This is a genomic window from Streptomyces chromofuscus, assembly GCF_015160875.1.
Classification (GTDB): Bacteria; Actinomycetota; Actinomycetes; order Streptomycetales; family Streptomycetaceae; genus Streptomyces; species Streptomyces chromofuscus.
Genome location: NZ_CP063374.1, coordinates 7,178,718 through 7,201,801 on the forward strand (window position 1 = coordinate 7,178,718; position 23,084 = coordinate 7,201,801).

The window sequence follows — 23,084 nt, forward strand, 5'->3', positions numbered from 1 at the left end:
GGTCACCGGGTGACGTCGTCCACCAGCCGGGCCAGTGCCGTGGCGAGCCGGGACAGCCCCGTTCCGGCCGGTCCGCCCGGCTCGGTCATGTAGGTGTCCCGGCGGATCTCCACCATCAGCGCCGACACGCGCGGCTCGCCGCCGTAGTGCCTCAGGGGCACGTACGTCCCGCTGAACGGACTGTCGAGTCCCACCTCCCCGACCGGCGCGAAGGCCGCCCGGGCCGCCGCGAGCAGCGTGGGCGGGGTGTGGAAGGAGTCGGTCCCGAGGCAGACGGCCGGCCGCGGCCCGTCCCCGTGCAGCTCGTACGGCAGTCGAGCGGTCGGATAGGAGTGCACGTCGAGGATCACGACGCGGCCGGCGGCGGCCAGCCTTTCGGCGACGGCGTCGGTCATCGCCCGCGCGTAGGGCCGGAAGTACCGCTCGACCAGGGGCGCCGGATCGAAACCCTCGGCGCGCAGCGCATCCCGATGCGTGGTCCGCGTGTACACCGCGCCCATGCCGGCGGCGAGCATCTCCTCGCGCTCGTCCGGGAACCGCTCGGGGTCGACGACCAGCCGTGACAGCCGGTTGACGAACCGCCAGGGCGTCACTCCGGCCGCCTCGGCCGCCTCGGCGGCGATCCGCTCGGTGTGGGCGTCGGTGATGTGGTCCAGCTCCCGCTCCAGCGCCTCGTCGTCCAGCAGGAGGCCCGCGCGCACGTCGTCCGGTATGCGCCGGGCGGAGTGCGGCACGTGCAGGATCACGGGCGAGTCGCCGGCGCCGGGCAGCAGCTCGAAGGGGGAGGGCGTGGGGCGGGTCATCGTCGGCTCCGGTGGTCGTCGTCGCGGCGCCTGCGGGGGGTCGCGGAGCGGGGCGGCAGACTGCGCACATGGGTGCGGACGCGGGCCATGAGGTCGCCCAGGGTCCGCACGTCCTGGTCGGTCAGCGGTTCGAACAGCAGACGGCGGGCGACCTGGACGTGGCCCGGGAGCACCCTGTCGACCAGGGCGCGCCCGGCGTCCGTGACGGTGACCAGCGTGGCGCGCTGGTCGTCGGGGCTGGGGCCGCGGGTGATCAGGCCGGCCCTCTCCAGCAGCCCGGCCTGATGGGTCAGACCGCTGCGGCTGTAGACGACCCCGTCGGCCAGCTCGGTCATGGTCAGGCTGCCCTCGCCGTGGGCGAGGCGGGCCAGGAGCTGGAACTGCACGTAGCTGATGTCGCCCTCCGCCCGCAGCTGCCGCTCGACCGCGTGCTGGAGCAGGCTGACCGCCTCCATGAGCGCGAAGTAGGTCTCCAGTTGTGCGGGTGCCAGCCCGTCGCTCTCGGCCATCTCCGCAGCATAGGTATGTCGAGTTCGAAGCAGTGACCGGCGACGACGTGACCGGCGATGGCGTGACCGGCGTCACGACAAACAGGGAATTGCTTCGACTTCGAAGACCACACCGTCACCCGGTCACCACGCTCACCGACGAGCGCTTCGACGTCGTCCTCAACCTGGTGCCCACCTCGCCGGAGGAGACAGTGGCCCTCGCGGGCCTCGTGCGGCCGGACGGGGTGCTGCTGAGCACGACGACCCCGATCCCCGACACCGTCGGCGTGCGCGCGGTCTCCGTCTTCGTCCGCGGCGACGCGGAGCAGCTCGCCGAACTCGTCGGCCGGGTCGACGCCGGGACGCTGTCCCTCGACGTCGCCGAGCGGGTCGCGCTCGCGGACCTGCCGTCGGTGCACGCGCGCAGCGACGCGGGGACGCTGCACGGCAAGACCGCGGTGACGGTCTGAAGGCTCGTACACGGCTCCGCCCCGGCCGGACGGTGCACCGGTCGGGGCGGAGACGGACACGGGCGGCCCTGGTCGGGCCGGGGCGTCAGCTCAGGGACGCGAGGGCCTCGTTCCAGGTGGCCGACGGACGCATGACCGACGCCGCCTTGGCCGGGTCGGGCTGGTAGTAGCCGCCGATCTCGGCCGGCTTGCCCTGCACGGCGACCAGCTCGTCCACGATCTTCTGCTCGTTCGCGGTGAGCGTCTCGGCGAGCGTCGCGAAGGCCTTCGCCAGCTCGGCGTCGTCGGTCTGCCGGGCCAGCTCCTGCGCCCAGTACAGGGACAGGTAGAAGTGGCTGCCGCGGTTGTCGATGCCGCCGACGCGACGGGTCGGGGACTTGTCCTCGTTGAGGAAGGTCGCCGTTGCGCGGTCGAGCGTGTCCGCGAGGACCTTCGCGCGGGTGTTGCCGGTGGCGGTGGCGTACTGCTCCAGGGACGGCACCAGTGCGAAGAACTCGCCCAGCGAGTCCCAGCGCAGGTAGTTCTCCTTGACCAGCTGCTGGACGTGCTTCGGCGCGGAGCCGCCGGCGCCGGTCTCGAACAGGCCGCCGCCCGCCATCAGCGGGACGACCGACAGCATCTTGGCGCTGGTGCCCAGCTCCAGGATCGGGAACAGGTCGGTGAGATAGTCGCGCAGCACGTTGCCGGTGACCGAGATGGTGTTCTCGCCGCGGCGGATGCGCTCCACCGACAGCTTGGTGGCCTCGACGGGGGCCAGGACGCGGATGTCCAGGCCCTCGGTGTCGTGCTCCGGCAGGTAGGCGTTGACCTTCTCGATCAGGTTGGCGTCGTGGGCGCGGGTGGCGTCCAGCCAGAACACCGCCGGGTCACCGGTGGCGCGGGCGCGGGTGACGGCCAGCTTGACCCAGTCCCGGATCGGCGCGTCCTTGGTCTGGCAGGCGCGGAAGATGTCACCGGCGGAGACGGTCTGCTCGATGACGGCGTCGCCGTTCCGGTCGACCAGGCGGACGGTGCCCGTGGTCGGGATCTCGAAGGTCTTGTCGTGGCTGCCGTACTCCTCGGCCTTCTGCGCCATGAGACCGACGTTGGGCACGGAGCCCATGGTCGCCGGGTCGTAGGCGCCGTTGGCGCGGCAGTCGTCGATCACGGCCTGGTAGACGCCGGAGTACGAGGAGTCCGGCAGCACCGCGAGGGTGTCGTGCTCCTGGCCGTCCGGGCCCCACATGTGGCCGGAGGTGCGGATCATGGCCGGCATGGACGCGTCGACGATCACGTCGGACGGCACGTGCAGGTTGGTGATCCCCTTGTCGGAGTCGACCATGGCCAGCTCCGGGCCCTCGGCGAGCTCGGCGTCGAAGGAGGCCTTGATCTCGGCGCCCTCGGGCAGGGACTCGAGGCCCTTGAAGATGCCGCCGAGACCGTCGTTCGGGGTGAGGCCGGCCGCGGCGAGCTTGTCGCCGTACCGCGCGAACGTCTTCGGGAAGAAGGCGCGCACCACGTGACCGAAGATGATCGGGTCGGAGACCTTCATCATCGTCGCCTTGAGGTGCACGGAGAACAGCACGCCCTCGGCCTTCGCCCTGGCGACCTGCGCGGTGAGGAACTCGCGCAGCGCGGCGACGCGCATCACGGAGGCGTCGACGACCTCGCCCGCCTGCACGGGCACGGACTCGCGCAGGACGGTGGTGGAGCCGTCGTCGCCCTTGAGCTCGATCCGCAGGGTGCCGGCCTCGGAGATCACCACGGACTTCTCGGTGGAGCGGAAGTCGTCCACGCCCATGGTGGCCACGTCGGTCTTGGACTCGGGGGACCAGGCGCCCATGCGGTGCGGGTGGGACTTGGCGTAGTTCTTCACCGAGGCGGGGGCGCGGCGGTCGGAGTTGCCCTCACGCAGGACCGGGTTCACCGCCGAGCCCTTGACCTTGTCGTAGCGGGCGCGGATCTCGCGCTCCTCGTCGGTCTTCGGGTCGTCCGGGTAGTCCGGCAGCGCGTAGCCCTGGCCCTGGAGCTCGGCGACCGCGGCCTTCAGCTGCGGAATGGACGCCGAGATGTTCGGCAGCTTGATGATGTTGGCCGCGGGCGTCTTGGCGAGCGCGCCCAGCTCGGACAGGGCGTCCGGGATGCGCTGGTCCTCGGTGAGGTACTCCGGGAACACCGCGATGATGCGGCCGGCCAGCGAGATGTCCCGCGTCTCCACGGCGACACCCGCCTGCGAGGCGTACGCCTGGACCACCGGCAGGAAGGAATACGTCGCCAGGGCCGGGGCCTCGTCAGTGTGCGTATAGATGATGGTCGAGTCAGTCACCGGGTGCTCCGCTCCACGTCTGCAACATTGCTCGACATCAAGATATCTCGTGCCGGCGGCCCACTCGACAGGGGTCCGCGCGGATTTCGCACCGCAGGCTCCCCGCTCGCCGCCCCGGCGGGCCGCCGCCCCCGCACCCGGCGCCCGGTGGCCGTCGGCGCGACCGCACAAGGCGCAGGTCACCGGGCGTGTCGCGGGCGGCCGACCACCCTCGCGCGCTCGGCCGCTGCGCACCTCAGTCGACGTGCAGGGACGCCGCGTCCTCCGTCTCCCCGGCGCCCCGCTGCTGCGGGATCACCACCGCGCCCTGCTGCAGCGACACCGTCCGCGTGGGCGCCGGGATGCGGATGCCCTCGTCGCGGTACCGCTTGTGCAGCCGCTTGATGAACTCGTGCTTGATCCGGTACTGGTCGCTGAACTCGCCCACGCCCAGGATGATCGTGAAGCCGATCCGCGAGTCGCCGAAGGTGTGGAAGCGGACGGCCGGTTCGTGCTCCGGTACGGCTCCGTCGATCTCGTTCATCACCTCGGCGATGACCTCCATGGTCACCCGCTCGACGTGGTCCAGGTCGCTGTCGTAGGCCACGCCCGCCTGGACGAGGATCGTCAACTGCTCCTCGGGCCGGTTGTAGTTGGTCATGTTCGTCCCCGCGAGCTGGCCGTTGGGGATGATGACCAGGTTGTTGGAGAGGTTGCGGATGGTGGTCTGCCGCCAGTTGATGTCGGTGACATAGCCCTCCTCGCCGCTGCTCAGCCGGATGTAGTCGCCGGGCTGGACGGTCCGCGAGGCGAGGATGTGGATGCCCGCGAACAGGTTGGCGAGGGTGTCCTGCAGGGCGAGGGCGACGGCCAGACCGCCGACGCCGAGGGCGGTCAGCAGCGGGGCTATGGAGATGCCCAGCGTCTGCAGCATCACCAGGAAGCCGATGGCCAGCACCACGACCCGGGTGATGTTGACGAAGATCGACGCCGAGGCGGCGACCCCGGAGCGGGACTGGGCGACCGTCCGCACCAGCGCGGCGACCGCCCGTGCCGCCGACACCGACACGACGAGGATGAACAGCACCGTCAGCGACTGGTTGACGTGGTGCTGGACGGTCCGGGTCAGCGGCAGCACCGCTCCGGCGGCCGCCGCGCCGCCCACGATCGCCCCCCACGGCACCACGGTGCGCAGGGCGTCCACGATGACGTCGTCGCCGCCCCAGCGCGTCCGCAGGGCGTGCTTGCCCAGCCAGCGCAGCAGCATGCGCAGCAGGAACGCCGACAGCAGCCCCGCCGCCAGGGCGATGCCGGCGAGCATGAGGTCGTCCAGGGTCAGCGTGCGGGTCATCGGTCACCTCCGGGGAAACAGTCCGCGTCGTACCGGATGTGAAGTCGCGTCACGTAGTCACCTGCTCGAAGACGGAATGTGCGAGCGCGCCGGCCACCACTGACGGGTCGGCGCGCTCGCTCATCCTGCCGTATCTGGCAGGCCTGTTCGTACCCGGCCCGTGGGCCCGGTCGCGCGGCTGGGACGAACTCCTCGGTGAGTCCGACCTGTTCGCGCGTCGGTTGGCACGCGGCCGCGGCCGGGGTTTCCGGTACGAACGGCGGGCGACGTACCACCACGCGGTGGCGAGGACGCCTACGACGAACAGGGCGACCGACGCGTGGCTCCGGCGTGTTCGCCGTCGGCGACGTCGTGCACGCGGTGGACCGGGCGCCGGCCGTGGCGCGCGAGGGCGTGCGCGCGGCCAGGCGGTCCTCGCCGGACTCGGCCTCACCCGTCCGTGAACGAGCCGTGCCGGCCGGCCCCCGCGGCGAAGCGGGCGGCACCCTCCAGGCTCTCCGCCAGCACGCCCGTGCCGTGGCGGAGTTCACCACGCAGCGCCGCCCTCTCGTCCAGACCGTCCTGCTCCAGCACCGAGGCGCGGTCGGCGCGCAGGCAGGCCTGGGGGAAACGGGCGATCGTGGCGGCGAGTTCCTCCGCCTCGGCGCGCGCCCGGCCGGTGGGGACGAGGCGGTTGGCGAGGCCGATGTCGTAGGCCTCTCGGGCGGGCACCGGACGGCCCGTGAGAATCATGTCCAGGGCGCGGCCGGTCCCGATCAGCCGGGGGAGCCTTACCGTGCCGCCGTCGATGAGCGGCACGCCCCAGCGGCGGCAGAAGACCCCGAAGACGGCGTCCTCCTCGGCGACCCGCAGATCGCACCACAGGGCCAGCTCGAGGCCGCCCGCGACGGCGTGCCCCGCCACGGCGGCGATGACCGGCTTGGTCAGCCGCATGCGGGTCGGCCCCATCGGCCCGTCGCCGTCCTCGGCGACCCGGTTGCCGCGCCCGGTGCCGATCGCCTTGAGGTCCGCCCCGGCGCAGAACGTGCCGCCCTCACCCCACAGCACCGCCACCCGCGCCTCGTCGTCGGCCTCGAACGCGCGGAAGGCGGCGGCGAGCTCGGCCGCCGTCGGGCCGTCCACCGCGTTGCGGGCCTCCGGGCGGGCGAGGACGACGGTGGTGACGTGCTGCTGGCGCTCGACACGGACCGGCATGGCGGGCCCCCTTCGTTTCGTCGGGGGCAGCACGTTACTGGCTCAGATCACCTTCAGCCGGACCAGAGTGCCCAGCGTCAGCGCCCCCGGAAGCAGCGGCAGCCAGACGGTGATGACGCGGTACGCCAGGACCACCGCGGTGGCCACGGCGGCCGGGCTGCCCGCCGCGATCAGCGCCACGATCAGCGCCGCCTCCACGGAGCCGAGCCCGCCCGGCGTGGGCACCACGGCGACGGCGACGGTCGCGGCCAGATACGCCACCACGATGTGCCACAGCGGTATGTCCAGCCCCAGCGCCAGCCCCACCGCGACCAGCCCGGCCGCCTGCAACGCGGGGAACGCCAGCGAACCGCCCCACAGGGCCAGCGCCCGCGACGGACGGGTGTGCACCGACCGTGCCTCGCCCAGTGCCGTGCGCAGGAAGGACACGACGGCCCTGCGCAGCCGTCCGAAGAGCAGCAGCACGGCCGCCGCCAGGACCGTGACCGCGCCCAGCCCGAGCAGCAGCGGGCCGGCCGCGGCGTCCGGCAGCAGGGTGCCGAGCCGCAGCGCGCCGGGGAAGGCGATCAGCAGCACGGCCAGCATGCCGACCCGGGCGATGCTCTCGGCGAGCACGTACAGCGCCAGCGCGGCCGAGGAGCGGGCCGGCGGCAGCCCGCACACCGTCATGAACCGCAGGTTGACCGCGCTGGAGCCCAGTCCGGTCGGCAGCATGTGGTTGGCCGCCGTCGCCGCGACCTGCGTGGCGAGCAGCCGCAGGCCCGGCAGCCGCTCGACGACCGCGCCCTGCCGGGTCACCGCCATGGCGACCCAGGTCAGACAGGTGGCGCCGCCCGCGGCCAGCAGCCACGGCCACTTGGCCGTCGCCAGATGGTGGAAGCCCTCGGCGAGCACGTCGTGGTGCCGCACCGCCGGATACGCCACGAAGGCGACCGGGAGCAGGCCCAGCACCAGCTGGAGGGGCATGCGTCCGGGGCGCCGTCCCGCGGGTCGTCGTTCTGCCGCTGTCACACTTCCAGAGGTTCTCCGAACCGCCTCAACTGCGGGTTGCGGAAGCGGGGACGGCGCATTACGTACGGGGAGCGAGCCGACAACGATCTGCCCGGAGGCCCCTACGAGGCGCTTGACCTCAAGGTTGGTCGAGGTTCTACGTTCGACGGTATGAGTATGGAGACCACGGCGTGGACGCAGCTGCACAGCGTCATGAACGCCACCGAGGAACGCCGCCCCTTCGACCGCGCCACGCTGCGCCGCATCGCCGCGTTCGCCCGCCCGCACCGGGCCCGCATCGCGCTGTTCGTGCTGCTCGGGGTCGCGACCGCGCTGCTCGCCGTCGCGACGCCGGTCCTCGCCGGACGCGTCGTCGACGTGATCGTGAGCCACGGCGACGAGCGGACCGTCGTCCGGCTCGCACTGCTGATCGCGCTCATCGCGGTGGTGGAGGCGGCGCTCGGCATCCTCGGCCGCAGGCTCTCGGCGGCGCTCGGGGAGGGACTGATCCTCGATCTGCGCACGGCCGTGTTCGACCACGTGCAGCGCATGCCGGTCGCCTTCTTCACCCGCACCCGTACCGGCGCCCTCGTCAGCCGGCTCAACAACGACGTGATCGGCGCCCAGCGGGCGTTCAGCAACACGCTGTCCGGGGTGGTCAGCAACGTCGTCACGCTGGTGCTCACCCTCGCCGTGATGCTCACCCTCTCCTGGCAGGTCACCCTGCTCGCGCTGGTGCTGCTGCCGGTGTTCGTGGTCCCGGCCCGGCGGATGGGCGCCCGGATGGCCCGGATGCAGCGGGAGGCGGCGACGCTCAACGCGGCGATGGGCACCCGGATGACGGAGCGCTTCTCGGCGCCCGGCGCGACGCTGGTCAAACTCTTCGGCCGCCCCGAGGAGGAGTCGGACCAGTTCGCCGTCCGGGCCCGCCGGGTCGCGGACATCGGCATTCGCACTGCGACCGCGCAGTCGGCGTTCATCACCGCCCTGACCCTGGTGTCGGCCCTCGCCCTGGCCCTGGTCTACGGGCTCGGCGGCTGGTTCGCCCTGCGCGGCACCCTGGAGCCCGGAGCCGTGGTGGCCCTCGCGCTGCTGCTGACCCGCCTGTACGCGCCGCTCACGGCGCTCGCCGGGGCGCGCGTGGAGGTGATGAGCGCCCTCGTCAGCTTCGAGCGCGTCTTCGAGGTGCTCGACCTCAGGCCGCTCATCGAGGAGAAACCGGACGCCGTCGAGGTGCCCGACGGGCCGGTGGCGGTCGAGTTCGACGACGTCCGCTTCGGCTACCCCGCCGCCGACAAGGTCTCCCTCGCCTCGCTGGAGGAGGTGGCCGCCCTCGACGACCGGGGCGGCGCCGGGGTCCTGCACGGCATCTCCTTCCGCGCCGAACCCGGGCAGACCGTCGCCCTCGTCGGCTCCTCCGGCGCGGGCAAGTCGACGATCGCCCAGCTGCTGCCGCGCCTGTACGACGTCGACGGGGGCGCCGTCCGCGTCGGCGGCGCCGACGTCCGCGACCTGACCGCCCGCTCCCTGCGGGCCACCGTCGGCATGGTCACCCAGGACGGCCACCTCTTTCACGACACGGTCCGCGCCAACCTGCTGCTCGCCCGGCCCACCGCCACCGACGAGGAGCTGTGGGACGCCCTGCGCCGGGCCCGCCTGGACGCCCTGGTCCGCGCCCTGCCCGACGGCCTCGACACCGTGGTCGGCGAACGCGGCTACCGCCTGTCCGGCGGCGAACGCCAGCGCATGACCATCGCGCGGCTCCTCCTGGCCCGCCAGCGGGTGGTGATCCTGGACGAGGCCACCGCCCACCTGGACAACACCTCGGAGGCGGCCGTGCAGGAGGCGCTCGCCGAGGCGCTGCAAGGTCGCACCGCCCTCGTCATCGCCCACCGGCTGTCCACGGTGCGGGCCGCCGACCTGATCCTCGTCCTGGAGGACGGCCGGGTCGTGGAACGGGGCACGCACGAGCAGTTGTTGACGGCTGGCGGGCGGTACGCGGAGCTGTACCGGACGCAGTTCGAGGAGCGGGCGGGGGAGATGGCGCAGACGGCGGTGTAGGCAATCACACGCGTGCCCGGCCGGGCTACGGATCGCGCCGTCGCTGCACACTTCACCCGCTTCGCGGCGCCTGTGGTGAGGCCGCCCCGCCCGTCCGGCCGTTGCCGCCACGGGCGCCGGCCGGCGGCGCGCCGCACACTGCCATGCCGTCACCCGGCTCGCGTCGGGCCACGGCGTCGTACTCGCGACAGGACGCACGCCAACTCCTCTGCCCTCGGTGGCTCGTGGGCACCCGGCCACCGCAGGCGCGGACCCCCGGCACCACGTGCTGCACGGTGCGTGGGTGTGCGCGCGGCGGCATGCCGTGGTGTACGCACGGTCGCGTCCGCCTTCCCACTCCCGTGCACGTCGCCGGCGAGGCCTCGCCACCGCCGCTCGTCTTGGAGGCCCTGGCACGGCGGTTCGTCGAGACCCCGCCTTCCCAGCGGCCCCACCGGGCCGGTCTGGGACCGGGTCCTGGGAGCGGGCGCGGCGGTGGTCATTCCCGAGTACGACGGGCCGCCCGCAGCGCGCTGCCCGGTCGCCGTGGAGCAGTGCTGCACCGTGGCCAGGTGATCACCGAGCACGGCGCGGAACGCGGGCTGAACGGCAGCCGGGGCGCCGTCACGGGCGCCTCCGCGGGAGCCAACCTCGCGGCGGCGGTCATCCCGCCGGCGAAGCGGCGGGCGCGCGACTGGTGCACCAGGTCCTGGTCTGCCCGGTGACGGACGCCGGCCTGCGCACACCGCCTACGAGCGGCTCTCCGACGGCTACTTCCCCCGGATCCGGATCACCGCGTCGCCGCTGCGGGCGCGGCCGGAGAGCCTGGGAGGGCTGCCCCCGGCGCTCGTCGTGACGGCGGAAGCCGATGTGCCGCGGGGCGAGGGGGAGGCGTACGCGGCCCGACTGCGCGCGGCCGGCGTTCCGGTGGTGTCGATGCGGTACCACGGGACCGTCCACGGTTTCGTCCTCTTCGACGCCCTGCGCGCCGGCCACGCCTCCCGCTCCGCCGCACCCAGACCGTGGAAACCCTGCACACGGCCCGGCACGCGCCGACGCATTGTCGGGAGCGGGCCCGGACGGCGTTTCGTCACAGCCCCATGCCACAGTCACCACCTTGACGGGTGACGCAAGGAACTGCCATTCTTACGTCACCTTCTCAACCGGTGACGCAAAAGAGCGCGCTGGTGGGAGGTGTCCCAGGACTTTCGACCCAGATGGGGAGCACACCAGCCATGGCAGTCACGTACACGGCCGTTGTCGACGTCGACGGAGAGGGCCGCAACGGCGGCCACGTCCGTTCCTCCGACGGTCTGCTGGAGACCGGCCTCTCGCTCCCCAAGGAGCTGGGCGGCGCCGGCACCGCGACCAACCCGGAGCAGCTCCTCGCCGCCGGCTGGGCCGCCTGCTTCCTCGGCGCCATACGCCGCGCCGCGACCCAGCGCAAGATCCGGCTGACCAGCACGGCCATCACGGCCGAAGTCACCCTCACCCACGGCGACGACGGCGAGTTCTCCCTCTCCGCGGTCCTCAACCCCGTCCTCGGCGGCGTCGACCAGGCCACCGCCCAGCAGCTCGCCGAGGCCGCGCACCAGATCTGCCCGTACTCCAAGGCCACCCGCGACAACGTGCCCGTCACGATCAACGCCTCCGCGGCCTGACCGTTCACCCCGGTACGCGGGTCCCGTGCCCTTCCATCCCCCCGGCACGGGACCCGCCGCCCCGCCCACCCGAGACCTACCGAGGGCGAGAGATGACCTCAGTGACGCGCACACACACGGGTGGGCGCAGTCGCCCTGTCCCTGACCGCCCCTCCGACGTCGCCGCCGACGACGACGAGCGGCCGTGCCCGACCGGGACGGCCGCCGAGGAACCGGCCGCGTCCACCGCCGACCAGGTCTGGAACTGGGCGGAGAGCGTCACACTCTCGGGATACGGCCCGCCCGCGTCCAGCTTCCTGTGACGGGCACCGCCGGCCCCTCCGCCGCGCCGGTACGGGTACCCCCGCCGCGCCCCGACCGTCACCCCCGTGCTCACACCTCCCGCCGACCCACCTGCCCCACCAGCACAAGGACATCGACACACATGACGACCGAGAACATCCGCACCTACGACGTCATCGTGATCGGTGCCGGACCGGTCGGCGAGAACGTCGCCGACCGCACCAGCGCGGCGGGCCTGAGCACCGTGATCGTGGAGAGCGAACTGGTCGGCGGCGAGTGCTCGTACTGGGCCTGCGAACCCAGCAAGGCCCTGCTGCGCCCCGCCCTGCTCCGCAGCGACGCCGTCCACGTCCCGGGCCTCGACCCGGCCGTCGGCAACCCGCTGGACGCCGAGGCCGTCCTGGCGCACCGCGACCGCATGTCCGCGGACTGGAACGACGACGGCCAGGTCGACTGGCTCAAGTCGGCCGGCATCGAACTCCTGCGCGGCCACGGGCGCCTGGCGGGAGAGCGCGAGGTGTCGGTCGAGACGCCGGACGGCGACACCGTCCGGCTGCGCGCCCGGCACGCCGTCGCCGTCGCCACCGGAAGCCGCGCCGCCCTGCCCCCGTTGCCCGGCATCGACGACCTGAGGCCCTGGACCAGCCGCGAGGCGACCAGCGCCCGGAAGCCACCCGGGAGCCTGGCGATCGTCGGGGGCGGCGTGGTCGGCGTCGAGATGGCGACCGCCTGGCAGGCGCTGGGCAGCCGGGTCACCCTGCTCGCCCGGGAAGCGGGGCTGCTGCCCCGCATGGAGCCCTTCGCCGGGGAACTCGTCACCGAGCGGCTGCGGGAAGCCGGTGCGGACGTGCGGTGCGGCGTCTCGGTCGTCGCCGCCGAGCGGATACGCGACTCGCAGGTCCGCATCACCCTGTCGGACGGCGGTGAGGTCGTCGCCGACGAGATCCTCTTCGCCACCGGCCGCGCCCCGCGCTCGCAGGACATCGGGCTCGACACCGTCGGACTGGTCCCGGGGGAGTGGCTGACCACGGACGACAGCCTGACCGTCACCGCCGTCCCGGGGAACTGGCTGTACGCCGTCGGAGACGTCAACCGGCGGGCCCTCTTCACCCACCAGGGCAAATACCAGGCCCGCATCGCCGGTGCCGTGATCGGAGCACGGGCCCGCGGGGAGCAGTTGGACACCGGTCGCTGGGCCCCGCACAGCGGCACGGCCGACACCGAGGCCGTCCCCGGCGTCGTCTTCACCGACCCCGAGATCGCCACCGTGGGCCTGACCGTCCGCGAGGCCGAACGCACCGGCCGCGACGTCGAGGTCGTCGACTACGAGCTCGGCCGGCTCGCGGGCGCCCACCAGTACCGCCCCGACTACCGGGGCAGGGCCCGGATCCTTGTCGACCGGGAGCGTCAGGTCGTCGTCGGCGCCACCTTCGCCGGGCCGGGCGTCGCCGAACTGCTGTACTCGGCCACCGTCGCCATCACCGCGGAGGTGCCCGTCGAGCGCCTTTGGCACGCCGTCCCCGCTTTCCCGACGATCAGCGAGGTGTGGCTGCGACTGCTGGAGACCAGGAGGGACTCTTGACCACCGCACGCGATCTCGCGCTCGTGGTCCTGGGCCTGCCGCCCGGCCACACCGTGGAGCAGGGTGACCTGTCCCTCGCGCTGGCCGGTGCCGAGGCGGTCGACCTGCTGGCGGTGGGGGCGCTCACGCTGGACGGCGACCGCCTGGTCCCCGACGGCCGGGCGGCGACGGGCGACCGGCTGCTGGACCACGCGCTCGCCTCGCTCGCCCGGCACGAGCCCCACCCCGTCGTCCGGGACTGGCTGTGGCGCCACGGCAGCGAACTCGCCGACACCTACGCCGAGGACCTGGAACGGGCCGGACTCCTCGTCCAGCCGCGACGCCGCGGACTGCGGCTGCGGTCCGTGCGGACCGTGCCGGCCGATTCCCCGGAGCGCCGCCGTGCCCAGGAGCGTCTCGACTCCGGCGACCCGGTGCTCACCGCCCTGACGGCCGTCCTGGGAACCGGCGACGGCCCCTCGGTCCCCGGCGGCAGCCCCGCCGGGGACGACGCGGTGGCCACGGTGCTGGCCGCGGTCGGCGACGCGGTGACGGAGCTGGAGGCCGTCCGGCTGCGCCGGGGTGTCGAGGACGCCGCGTTCGACAACATGTGGCGCGGCTAGGCATCTCGATCGACACCCGCCGGCCGACGGGAGGGCCGGGCCGGACGGTGCGGTGCGGGACACATGTGAGTGCTGTGTCCTGACAGATTCCTCCGCCGGATGGTGGCGAGCGGCCGGGCAGGCACACCGGGACCCCGCGGAGGTCGTGCTCTGCTCGGTCGGCGACTGCCGGACGTGTCAGCCGGCCGCGTCCGGCTCGACGACGGTGTACCTGACGGAACGCTGCTGCTTGTGACGCTGGATGCGCCCCTTGGCGACCAGGGACTCCAGGGTGTTCCGCACCACCTGCGGTGTCGGATTGCGGTCCGGGTGCCTCTCCAGCAACTCGTCCCGCAGTTCCTTCGCCAGGCGCGGTCCGTCGTGTGTGCGGAGCAGCTCCAGCAGGAGCTCACCGAGCAGGGGCCGAGGCGACGTCCGCTTCGCGCCGGCCTTCGCCGGGGCACCCGCCGCGGCGGTCCTCGTCGCGCCGGAGCGCCGCGTGGCGGTGCCCGCTCGCCTCGCCCTCGTGACGACGGGCTCGTCCTGCAACTGCTCGAGCAGCCGAGACGGGTCCGCGAAGCCCTCGTACCGCTGGGCGAGGCTCAGAATGTCCGTGAGAAGGGCCTCTTCCTGCTGCAGCACCGCGAGCCGATCCGCCAGCTCCTGCTGTCGACGGCGGTTCTCCGCCAGGTCCGACGCGGCCTGCTCCGCCAACCGCGATCGCAGGGGGGCGGTTGACTGGTCGGTCACAACCGTTCGACTCCTTCGGTGTGCATGTCTGCTGCGCGTGGTCCCACGCCCGGTCCCCCGGCAGACAAGTGTCGACGCCGGACGGTGCACCGCGCGTGTTCACCCCTCACGATACGCGCCGACGTGCGTGTGCCCGTAGTGAGTGGCGGCGGCGACGTTTCCGTTGACGGCGATCAGCGTTCGCACACGTTTGCGTCGGTAGGTGGCTCGGAACTCGGGGCGACACACGTGCGGCAGCTCTCGAGGCACCGGGGCTGACGCTTTCGGGTCAGTCCGTGGCGCCCGCGGGCACGGCCTTCTTCCGGGCCCGGTAGGCGGCGGCCTTGTACTTGTTGCCGCAGGACTCCATGCCGCACCAATGGCGCCGCATGCCCCGGGACCGGTCGATGTAGACGCGGGTGCATTCCGGGTTGTCGCATTCCTTCAGCAAGGGCATGTCGGGGCCGCTGAGCAGCTCGACGGCCTGCCGGGCGACGGTGGCAAGAGCCTGGGAGGGGGTCGCCTCGGTGTGCCGGCCGGCCAGGGTGAGCTGCGGCGTCACCGGGACCTTGCGCGCGGCGCCGTTGAGCACGGCGAGCGCCTCGCGGTCGAAGTCCTCGCCGAGACGACGGTTGGTGATCAGCTGGTAGAGGGCCTCGCGCACCGTGATCGCCGCACGGACGTCGTCCTCCGTGCCGGGAGTGATCGTGTCCACGAGTCCGGACTCCACGTACCAGGCGTTGAGCCGCTCCGGCGTCACGAACATCTCGAACCTGGTCGAGCGCCGGGCCCGGAGCGTGGCCGCGAAGTCGAGCGCCGGGTGTCCACAGACGAAGACGTGGTTAAGGTTCACGTAACCATCTTGGCGGGTGACGTCCGTGGAGCGCAAGGAGCGTAACCGTTTTGGACGGTGCGTGTGGCGAAAGCGCCTTCTCAGGAGCGAGGCCCCTACCGTACCCGGCGCGCGGGACGCGCGTCAGGGCCTGGCCGGCTCCACCTCCGGCCGCGCGTCGTGCCCCACCCCCGGCCCGCGATCGTGCCCGGCGCCCCGCCGTCGGTCCTGCCCCGGCTCCAGCCGGAGCTCGCGGCCCCGCCACCGCCGCCGCAGCCAGCGGTCGTGGCCGGCGGCCACGACCGCGCCCGGTCCGGTCCCCAGCGCTTCCTCCAGTTCGTCGCACAGGCGGGGGGAGAGGTGATTCGTCGGCTCGTCCAGCAGGAGCAGTTGGGGCGGCCGGGCCACCAGGAGTGCCAGCGCCAGGCGGCGGCCCTGTCCCACGGACAGTCGGCCCACCGGTGTGTCCAGGTCGGCCTCGTGCAGCAGGCCGAGCGAGCGGAGCGGCACCTGCTCCGCGCGGGCGGGGCCCAGCGACAGCTCGTAGGTGTCGCGGACCGTGCGCTCGGGCCGGTCGAACACGGTGTCCTGGGTGAGCAGCCCGACCGTCAGCCGGCGCCGCCGGACCACCCGGCCCTCGGCGGCCAGGCGTCCGGCGAGCACGGCCAGCAGCGTCGACTTGCCCGCCCCGTTGCCGCCCGTGACCAGCAGCCGGTCGGTCGCCGACACCTCCAGGGCGTCCAGCGCGAGCCGGCCCGGTACCCGCACGTCCCGCAGGGCGACCAGCGGCTGCTCTCCGTCCTCCGCGCGTGCGGCCAGGTTCCCGGCGGCGAACCGCAGGGGGCGCGGCGGCGCGGCGACCTGGGCGCGCTCCAGTTCCTCCAGCCGCCGGGTGGCGTTGCGCACCCGGCGGGAGGCCGAGTTCTGCACCCGGCCGGCCCTATGGCCGTAGCCCATCTTCTCGTTGTCGGTACGGCCACGGTCCGGTGCGACCCGGTGCGCGGTCACGCCCGCCGACCGCCGCAGTTCCTCCAGCTCCTGCTGCTCGTCGGCGTACTGCCGCTCCCAGCGCTGCCGCTCGGCGTGCTTGTGGGCCAGGTAGGCGCTGTAGTTGCCGCCGTAGCGGACCGGGCCGTCCACCGCCGGGTCGAGGTCGATCAGATCGGTGCAGACGGCGTCGAGGAAGGCCCGGTCGTGGCTGGCGACGACCACGGCCCCGGGCAGCGAGCGGATCTGCTCCTCCAGGAAGGCGGCGGCGCCGTCGTCGAGGTGGTTGGTCGGCTCGTCCAGGAGCAGCGCGGAGGGCCGTCGTACGAGCAGCGCGGCCAGGGCCAGCCGGCCGCGCTGCCCGCCGGAGAGCGAGCCGAGCGGGCGGTCGTGCCCGACCGCGGCGAGACCCAGACCGTCCAGCACCAGCGCGGCGCGCCGGTCGGCGTCCCAGGACCGACGGTCCTGGGCCTGCTCCAGGCGGCGTCCGTACGTGTCGAGGAGTTCCCGGTGGCCGGGGTCGTCCTCGGGGACGCGGGCGAGTTCCTCGCCGAGCCGGTCCAGTTCGGCGAGGTCCTCGCGGGCCTCGCGGAGCGCCTCGTCCAGGACGGCGGCGACGGTCGCGTCGGCGTCGAACGGCATCTCCTGGTGGAGGAAGCCGAGGTCCCCGGGGCGGGTGACGCTTCCGGCGTCGGGTTCGTCCGCGCCGGCGAGCACCCGCAGCAGGGTGGACTTGCCGACGCCGTTCTCCCCGATCAGGCCGATGCGGTGGCCGGGGGAGGCGGTGAGGCGGACGCCGTCGAGGACGCGTCGTCCGCCCAGATCGCGGACGAGGTCGTGGGCGAGGAGAGAGGGCTGGGGCATGGGAATCCGTCCTGCGTGATCGGTGGTCGGCCCGTGGGGCGCACTGCCTCGGACGCGGGCCGCTTCACACGCCGGCGACTCACACCTTGGGAGCCCCCGTCTCCTGGAGCGTCCCGTCGGCCAGCCGCAGCCGGCGGCCGACCCCGATCTCGGTGAGGAACCGTTCGTCGTGGCTGACCACCATGAAGGCGCCCCGGTAGGAGGTGAGCGCGCTCTCCAGCTGGCCCACGCCGACCAGGTCCAGGTTGTTGGTCGGTTCGTCCAGCAGCAGCAGGTGTGGGGCCGGCTCCGCGCACAGCACGCATGCCAGGGTGGCGCGCAGCCGCTCGCCGCCGGAGAGCACCCCGACCGGCAGGTGGGCGCGCGGACCCCGGAAGAGGAAGCGGGCGAGCAGGTTCATCCGCTCCGCCTCCGGGCGCTTCGGGGCGAACGCGGCGAAGTTCTCCGCCACCGTGCGGTCCGGATCGAGCAGGTCCAGGCGCTGCGAGAGGTAGGCGATCCGGCCGTCGTTGCGCCTGATCTCCCCCGCGTCCGGCGTGAGATCGCCCGTGACCAGCCGCATCAGGGTGGTCTTGCCGGCGCCGTTGGGACCGGTCAGCGCGATGCGCTCCGGGCCGCGGATCGTCAGGTCGACGCCGGCCGCGGCGAACACGTCCGCGTCGCCGAGTCGCACCTGCATGCCTTCGCCGAGGAACAGGTTGCGGCCGGCGGGCACCTGTGTGTCGGGCAGCTCCAGGGTGAGGCGCTGTTCCTCGCGCAGGGCGCGCCCGGCCTCGTCCAGGCGGGCCTTGGCCTCGCTGACCCGGGAGGCGTGCATCTGCCCGGCGCGGCCCGCGGACTCCTGCGCGCCGCGCTTCATGTTGCCGGCGAAGATCCGCGGCAGACCGGCGTTCTTGAGGTTCTTGGCGGCGTTGCTCGCACGGCGTTCGGCGCGTTCGCGGGCCTGCTGCATCTCCCGCTTCTCCCGCTTGAGTTCCTGCTCGGCGTTGCGGACGTTCTTCTCGGCGACCTCCTGCTCGGCGCGGACGGCCTCCTCGTACGCGGTGAAGTTGCCGCCGTACAGGCGCAGTTGGTCGCTGCCCAACTCGGCGATGCCTTCCATGCGGTCGAGCAGCGCGCGGTCGTGGCTGACCAGGAGCAGGCAGCCGGTGAAGTCCGACAGGGCGTCGTACAGCTTGTGCCGGGCGTCCAGGTCGAGGTTGTTGGTGGGCTCGTCGAGGAGGAGGACGTCGGGGCGCTTGAGCAGCTGGGCGGCGAGGCCGAGGGAGACGACCTGGCCGCCGCTGAGCGTGCTCAGCCTGCGGTCCAGGGCGAGGCCGGCGAGGCCGAGGCGGTCGAGCTGGGCGCGGGTGCGCTCCTCGATGTCCCAGTCGTCGCCGATGGTCGCGAAGTGCTTCTCGTCGACGTCTCCCGATTCGACGGCGTCCAGAGCCTGGATCACCTCGGCCACGCCCAGCACTTCGGCGACGGTGAGGTCGCCGGTCAGGGGCAGGGTCTGCGGGAGGTGACCGAGCGTGCCGCCGACGGTCACCGAGCCGGAGAGGGGCTTGAGTTCACCGGCGATCAGCTTGAGCAGGGTGGACTTGCCTGAGCCGTTGGGGGCGACCAGGCCCGTGCGGCCGGAAGGCACGGAGAAGGACAGGTCGTGGAAGACGGGGGTGTCGTCCGGCCAGGCGAAGGAGACGTTCGAGCAGACGACAGCGGCGTCGGACATGAATGCGACCTCGGAGATACGAGGGCAGAGCTTGGACCTCTGCCCTGGGCAGACGTGGGGAAAAAGGGGACGACGAAACGGACCACCTCGGCAGCGCACCTGAGCGCCGGCCGGTGGCCGTCAGAACCGGATCTCACCCGGAGATGTCGTCTTCACCCACCACGTCTGTGACTCCTCGATAGACGGTCTACGCAATCCACGAGCGTAGCAGCTCGTCTCTCCCTGCCCGCCCGGGCCGTGCCGGGCCCGTCGGTCGAGGCCCCGTCGTTGACAGGTCAAGAGCCACATGCCACGCTCGTCACCAGTTGAACTGGTGACGATGATGTGGTGGTCGACGACGCTCACATGTGTCGACTCCGTCGCGCGGCCACACGCTCGACAGTGACCTCATGAACGGTAAGGAGCACACTGACCATGGCAGGACAGCCGAAGCCGGGGGCCGAAGGCGGCCCGCCGGTGGGACGGCGGGCGGTGCTCGGCATGCTGGGCGCGGGCGCCGCGGGGCTCGCCGCCGCGCCCTACCTCCAGCGTGGCTGGGAGAACTTCCTCGGCGCGGCCTCCCAGGTGGACGCGACCGGACTGACCGGTCTGCTGCCCAACCCGGGCGGCTTCCGGTACTACAGCATCGTCGGCTCGGTGCCGCGCAAGGACGAGACCAACTACGCGCTCACGGTCGGCGGACTGGTCGACGAGCCGAAGACCTACACACTCGCCGACCTGCGCGCCATGCCGCAGACCAGGGTCGTCGCGGACGTGCTGTGCACGGACGGCTGGCGCGTGGACGACACGCCTTTCGAAGGGGTGAAGCTGGCGGACATCCTGGACGACGTCGGGGTGCGCTCCCCGGGCACGGCGCTCCGCTTCACCTGCTTCGACGGCGCCTACACCGAGAGCCTCACCCTGGAGCAGGCCCGCCGCTCCGACGTCCTGGTGGCCCTGAACATGCAGGACAAGCCCCTCATCCACGAGCACGGCGGACCGGTCCGCCTCTACGTGGCCCCCATGTACTTCTACAAGTCGGCCAAGTGGCTGTCCGGCATCTCGGTCACCGACAAGGTCGTCCCCGGTTTCTGGGAGGAACGCGGTTATGCGATCGACGGCTGGCTCGACGGCGCCGACCGGCACGGCGACGCGGCCTGATCCCCCCGGCCGCGTCCGCCGCTTCACCACCGCCGAACGCATGGTCCACCGGGCCACCGGCTATCTGATGCTGGTCTGCCTGGTCACCGCCGCCTGCCTGTACCTCGGCCCGCTCGCGCAGCTCGTCGGACGGCGGCACCTGATGGTCACCCTGCACGAGTGGTCGGGCATCTGCCTGCCCGTGCCCTTCTTGCTGGGGCTCTTCTCGTCCGCGTTCCGCGCGGACCTCCGGCGGCTGAACCGGTTCGCGGTGTACGACCGGCAGTGGCTGCGGGCCGTCCGCAGACGGCGGACCTCGCCCGGGGCGCGCCCGGCAGGCAAGTTCAACGCGGGCCAGAAGCTCTTCGCCGGGTGGATGGCCGGCGCCGTCCTGGTGATGATGTTCACCGGCCTGCTGATGTGGTTCATGGGGCTGCTGCCCTTCATCTCCCGCACCAGCGCGATCTTCGTCCACGACCTGCTGGCCTGGGCGATCACCTTCGTGCTCCTCGGCCACATGCGCAAGGCGTTCGAGGATCCGGAGGCCCGGCTCGGGATGCGTACCGGGTACGTCAGCCGGTCCTGGGCGGAGCGGTACCACTCCCGGTGGCTGCGTCAGGAAGGCGACGGCAGCCACGACGGTCCGCGGACCCGTCGAACGACTTAACACGTCTTTCACGCGGCAGGCCCCAAACACCTGGACACGGACCGTCAAGTGACTGTTCCCGGGAGCCGACGAGGGAGCCTAGGTGGAACCGCCGCCGAAACGGGACGGCGGCACACCTCGACTCCCATCGTCACCGCTTGAACCGGTCGCCGGTGAGCGGGTCGATGTCCAGCAGACCGCAGACCGCGGCCTCGTCGGCGTCGCGCATGCGGTAGCGCGTCCCCCGGGGGTGACCGGACGCCGATCCCGCGCCGACGCCGTCCAGGGCGCCGCGCAGCAGCTCCGCACGCGCGGTGTCACCGAGGGAGGCGATACCGGCGCCGTACACCTGCTGCAGGCGCTGGGGGAGCACACCGGTGTACCCGAGCAGTTCCTCGGGGGTGCGTCCCTCCCGGTTGCCGCGTACGTAGGGCGGAAGTTCCAGCAGGGCCGGCGGGTTGCCCTGGGCCTCGTCCAGCACCAGGCGGCGGATCCGCGGGTCGAGGCCGGGATGGCGCATGTCCAGCAGCCTCTCGGACGCCTGCCGCGACAGTGTCGGCACCGGCAGTTCGGACAGCGCGGCGGTGTCGAAACCCGAGCGCGCGTCGGAGCGCAGCCCGACGACGAGCTTCACCGAGCTGCCGGTGAGCCGGCGCCCCACGAAGCCGCACACCTCGGTGCCGGCGGAGTCCAGCCAACTGGCCGTCGTCGAGGACCAGCAGCAGGGGCTCGGGCGACGCGGCGAGCGAGAGCAGGTCGCGAACGGCGATGCCCGGGGTCATCACCGAGGGCGGCGTCGTGTCGCTCCTGCCGAAGACGACGTCGAAGACCTTTCGGCGCACGTCTCGAGCTGGTCGATGGAGGTGAGCAGCGGACACCCGAGACTGGTGCAGGCCCGCGAAAGGCAGCTCCGACTCGGCCTCGCCGCCGTCCGCCCGGATCACCCTGTGTCCCTCACCGGCCGCGAGCTCGGTGACGTGGTCCAGCAGAGCGCTCTTGCCCACACCTGTGTCGCCGCGCAGCACGAGCGCCCGGCCCTCCGACGCCGTGACGAAGTCGGTCAGCACCTCCTGCTCGTGTTCTCGGCCGACCATGTCCCGACAACCGACTGCATCGTCCCCCACTCCCTTCACGCCGGCCTCGCACCCGGTGCGGACGTTCTCACACGTGTGCGGCGATCGTCAGATGTTTCTGGTGTCCTGGTGTCCTGGTGTCCTGGCGTCCGGGCGAGGATACGTGGGCGTACCGTCCAGCCGGTGCGGCCGTAGCCACCCCCGCAACCCACAGCGGCCTGCCGGCAGACTAGATGTGTCCCGTGTCCCTCGTCAGCCGGTATGGCTGGAAAAGTTCTTGCTGATCGGTCCGCACCGTGACCGGGAGGTCCGTCTGGCGCGAAGACAGAGGTGAACCGGTCGACACCGAGAACATACCTACAGGATCGACACGTGTTCCCGCCGGGAGCGGTCGCCGAGTCCCGAAGTTCGGCCCGGCCCATCGCGTGTCAGGGCGCCCCGATGCCGTGCAGCAAGGTGTCGACGACCACGTCCGCGGCCCGGGCGGGGCTGAGTTCGGGCAGTTGCCGGGACACCAGGTGCGTCAGCTGGGGAAGCACGGCACTCGCCCAGCCGTCGGGAAGGCCGGAGCGCAGCAACCCCTCGGCCGTGGCGCGGTCGAGGAAGGCGTCGACCTCGCGGGCGGACGCGTCACGGCGGGCGCGCACGTCGTCGTCGGCGAGCATGCGGGCGAGGTCGACGGGCCAGGTGCGGTTGACGGCAATGATGTTCTCGACGTAGCGGTGCAGGGCGACCGCGACCGGGGCCTCGCGCAGGCGCGCGTCCTCGATGGCCTTCTCGATGGCCTCCAGGCGGGACGCGTAGACGGCGGCGAGGAGGTCCTCGCGCGAGGCGAAGCGCCGGTAGACGGTGCGCCGGTCCACGCCCGCCTCTGCGGCGATGCTCGCGATGCTCGCGCCGGGGTCGGCGGCGAGCATGCGGGCTCCGGTGGTCAGGACGGCTTCCAGGTTGCGTGCTGCGTCGGCTCTCACCCCACCGAGTCTAGCCGGATCATGTGACGTCTGAGACAGCTATCGCCTCTCTGAAGTGAATGGACAGGTATCAAGTGCTACGTCGAAGTGACAGATAATTCGGATCGGATACTGACAGTCGACTGAGGCGCACATGCCGTGCCACGGCATTCGCACCGCCCCTGCGGCCCATGGGGAAAGGCAAAACGATGTCGAAGACGCAGTCCGCGTCACCCGGGACCGGGGTGTCGCCGCGATGAGCGCGCTGATCCTCGCGGTCCTGCTCGCAGCCCTGGACCAGACGATCGTCTCCACCGCGCTGCCCCGAATAGCGCATGACCTCGACGGGTTCGACGACATCGCCTGGGTCGGCGCCGCCCTTTTCCTTCCGGAGGGGGGACGTTCAGGTCGCGGGCGGTGACGACGGATGACGTTGCCGCCGTG

At 72.5% G+C, this 23,084-nt stretch carries 23 protein-coding genes and 1 pseudogene; 11 read left to right on the forward strand and 13 right to left on the reverse strand.

From position 1 onward, the window contains the following. Window positions 1-2: 2 nt before the first annotated feature. Together IPT68_RS32185 and IPT68_RS32190 are read right to left on the reverse strand one after the other, a co-directional pair. The gene (locus IPT68_RS32185) at window positions 3-803 is read right to left on the reverse strand and encodes an N-formylglutamate amidohydrolase (RefSeq protein ID WP_189701021.1); all 801 of its coding nucleotides are present in this window, start codon (window positions 801-803) and stop codon (window positions 3-5) included. Continuing rightward, window positions 800-1,312, reverse strand: coding sequence for a MarR family winged helix-turn-helix transcriptional regulator (locus IPT68_RS32190; RefSeq protein WP_189701020.1), 513 nt, complete (start codon window positions 1,310-1,312; stop codon window positions 800-802). The genes IPT68_RS32185 and IPT68_RS32190 overlap by 4 nt, the downstream gene beginning before the upstream one ends. Window positions 1,313-1,401: 89 nt before the next feature. On the opposite strand from IPT68_RS32190, the gene IPT68_RS32195 reads away from it, so the two are divergent. Beyond that, window positions 1,402-1,761, forward strand: a complete 360-nt coding sequence (locus tag IPT68_RS32195; RefSeq protein WP_228040064.1) for a zinc-binding dehydrogenase — start codon at window positions 1,402-1,404, stop codon at window positions 1,759-1,761. A gap of 85 nt (window positions 1,762-1,846) precedes the next feature. Here the strand turns inward: IPT68_RS32195 and IPT68_RS32200 are convergent, their stop codons facing one another. From IPT68_RS32200 to IPT68_RS32215, 4 genes are all read right to left on the reverse strand, one after another. Beyond that, window positions 1,847-4,066, reverse strand: coding sequence for an NADP-dependent isocitrate dehydrogenase (locus IPT68_RS32200; protein WP_189701018.1), 2,220 nt, complete (start codon window positions 4,064-4,066; stop codon window positions 1,847-1,849). Between the two features lie 235 nt (window positions 4,067-4,301). Next, a complete protein-coding gene (locus tag IPT68_RS32205; RefSeq protein ID WP_189701017.1) occupies window positions 4,302-5,396 on the reverse strand; it encodes a mechanosensitive ion channel family protein in 1,095 nt (364 codons plus the stop codon). 429 nt (window positions 5,397-5,825) lie between these two features. Next, complete coding sequence (locus IPT68_RS32210) at window positions 5,826-6,590, reverse strand: crotonase/enoyl-CoA hydratase family protein (protein WP_189701016.1); 765 nt, start codon at window positions 6,588-6,590, stop codon at window positions 5,826-5,828. 42 nt (window positions 6,591-6,632) lie between these two features. After that, the gene (locus IPT68_RS32215) at window positions 6,633-7,556 is read right to left on the reverse strand and encodes a lysylphosphatidylglycerol synthase transmembrane domain-containing protein (protein WP_189701015.1); all 924 of its coding nucleotides are present in this window, start codon (window positions 7,554-7,556) and stop codon (window positions 6,633-6,635) included. Between the two features lie 195 nt (window positions 7,557-7,751). On the opposite strand from IPT68_RS32215, the gene IPT68_RS32220 reads away from it, so the two are divergent. From IPT68_RS32220 to IPT68_RS32245, 7 genes are all read left to right on the forward strand, one after another. Next, a complete protein-coding gene (locus IPT68_RS32220; protein WP_189701014.1) occupies window positions 7,752-9,641 on the forward strand; it encodes an ABC transporter ATP-binding protein in 1,890 nt (629 codons plus the stop codon). 551 nt (window positions 9,642-10,192) lie between these two features. Beyond that, window positions 10,193-10,345 (forward strand): hypothetical protein, encoded by a 153-nt coding sequence (locus IPT68_RS34450; protein ID WP_228040066.1) that lies wholly within the window; start codon window positions 10,193-10,195, stop codon window positions 10,343-10,345. Window positions 10,346-10,454: 109 nt separating this feature from the next. Next, entirely contained in the window at window positions 10,455-10,748 is a 294-nt protein-coding gene (locus IPT68_RS34455) for an alpha/beta hydrolase (protein WP_229818481.1), read from the forward strand. Window positions 10,749-10,855: 107 nt separating this feature from the next. Continuing rightward, window positions 10,856-11,281 carry an organic hydroperoxide resistance protein gene (locus IPT68_RS32230; protein ID WP_189701013.1) on the forward strand — a complete coding sequence of 142 codons (426 nt, stop codon included), beginning with the start codon at window positions 10,856-10,858 and terminating at the stop codon, window positions 11,279-11,281. Window positions 11,282-11,382: 101 nt separating this feature from the next. Continuing rightward, window positions 11,383-11,583, forward strand: a complete 201-nt coding sequence (locus IPT68_RS32235; protein ID WP_189701012.1) for a hypothetical protein — start codon at window positions 11,383-11,385, stop codon at window positions 11,581-11,583. Window positions 11,584-11,705: 122 nt separating this feature from the next. Beyond that, window positions 11,706-13,145 carry a dihydrolipoyl dehydrogenase family protein gene (locus IPT68_RS32240; RefSeq protein WP_189701011.1) on the forward strand — a complete coding sequence of 480 codons (1,440 nt, stop codon included), beginning with the start codon at window positions 11,706-11,708 and terminating at the stop codon, window positions 13,143-13,145. Beyond that, window positions 13,142-13,747, forward strand: coding sequence for a GOLPH3/VPS74 family protein (locus IPT68_RS32245; protein WP_189701010.1), 606 nt, complete (start codon window positions 13,142-13,144; stop codon window positions 13,745-13,747). The genes IPT68_RS32240 and IPT68_RS32245 overlap by 4 nt, the downstream gene beginning before the upstream one ends. A gap of 177 nt (window positions 13,748-13,924) precedes the next feature. On the opposite strand, the gene IPT68_RS32250 is transcribed toward IPT68_RS32245, so the two are convergent. The 4 genes from IPT68_RS32250 to abc-f form a co-directional block, all read right to left on the reverse strand. Continuing rightward, window positions 13,925-14,476 carry a hypothetical protein gene (locus IPT68_RS32250; protein ID WP_189701009.1) on the reverse strand — a complete coding sequence of 184 codons (552 nt, stop codon included), beginning with the start codon at window positions 14,474-14,476 and terminating at the stop codon, window positions 13,925-13,927. Window positions 14,477-14,744: 268 nt separating this feature from the next. After that, complete coding sequence (locus IPT68_RS32255) at window positions 14,745-15,308, reverse strand: CGNR zinc finger domain-containing protein (RefSeq protein ID WP_189701008.1); 564 nt, start codon at window positions 15,306-15,308, stop codon at window positions 14,745-14,747. Window positions 15,309-15,431: 123 nt separating this feature from the next. Beyond that, window positions 15,432-17,138, reverse strand: a complete 1,707-nt coding sequence (locus IPT68_RS32260; protein WP_228040068.1) for an ABC-F family ATP-binding cassette domain-containing protein — start codon at window positions 17,136-17,138, stop codon at window positions 15,432-15,434. A gap of 79 nt (window positions 17,139-17,217) precedes the next feature. Next, entirely contained in the window at window positions 17,218-18,852 is a 1,635-nt protein-coding gene (abc-f, locus tag IPT68_RS32265; protein ID WP_189701007.1) for a ribosomal protection-like ABC-F family protein, read from the reverse strand. Between the two features lie 414 nt (window positions 18,853-19,266). On the opposite strand from abc-f, the gene IPT68_RS32270 reads away from it, so the two are divergent. After that, window positions 19,267-19,992 (forward strand): molybdopterin-dependent oxidoreductase, encoded by a 726-nt coding sequence (locus IPT68_RS32270; protein WP_189701006.1) that lies wholly within the window; start codon window positions 19,267-19,269, stop codon window positions 19,990-19,992. Further along, the gene (locus tag IPT68_RS32275) at window positions 19,940-20,638 is read left to right on the forward strand and encodes a cytochrome b/b6 domain-containing protein (protein ID WP_189701005.1); all 699 of its coding nucleotides are present in this window, start codon (window positions 19,940-19,942) and stop codon (window positions 20,636-20,638) included. The genes IPT68_RS32270 and IPT68_RS32275 overlap by 53 nt, the downstream gene beginning before the upstream one ends. A 130-nt stretch (window positions 20,639-20,768) precedes the next feature. Here the strand turns inward: IPT68_RS32275 and IPT68_RS35130 are convergent, their stop codons facing one another. From IPT68_RS35130 to IPT68_RS32285, 3 genes and pseudogenes are all read right to left on the reverse strand, one after another. After that, on the reverse strand, window positions 20,769-21,278 hold the full coding sequence (locus IPT68_RS35130; RefSeq protein WP_373300725.1) for a hypothetical protein: 510 nt from the start codon (window positions 21,276-21,278) through the stop codon (window positions 20,769-20,771). Between the two features lie 91 nt (window positions 21,279-21,369). Beyond that, window positions 21,370-21,711 (reverse strand): annotated as a pseudogene (locus IPT68_RS35135) (AAA family ATPase); the annotation flags it as partial. Between the two features lie 407 nt (window positions 21,712-22,118). Further along, entirely contained in the window at window positions 22,119-22,607 is a 489-nt protein-coding gene (locus IPT68_RS32285) for a TetR/AcrR family transcriptional regulator (protein ID WP_189701094.1), read from the reverse strand. A 289-nt stretch (window positions 22,608-22,896) separates the two neighbouring features. On the opposite strand from IPT68_RS32285, the gene IPT68_RS32290 reads away from it, so the two are divergent. Further along, window positions 22,897-23,061: a hypothetical protein gene (locus tag IPT68_RS32290; RefSeq protein ID WP_373300723.1), complete on the forward strand. Its 165-nt coding sequence runs from the start codon at window positions 22,897-22,899 to the stop codon at window positions 23,059-23,061. Window positions 23,062-23,084 lie beyond the last annotated feature (23 nt).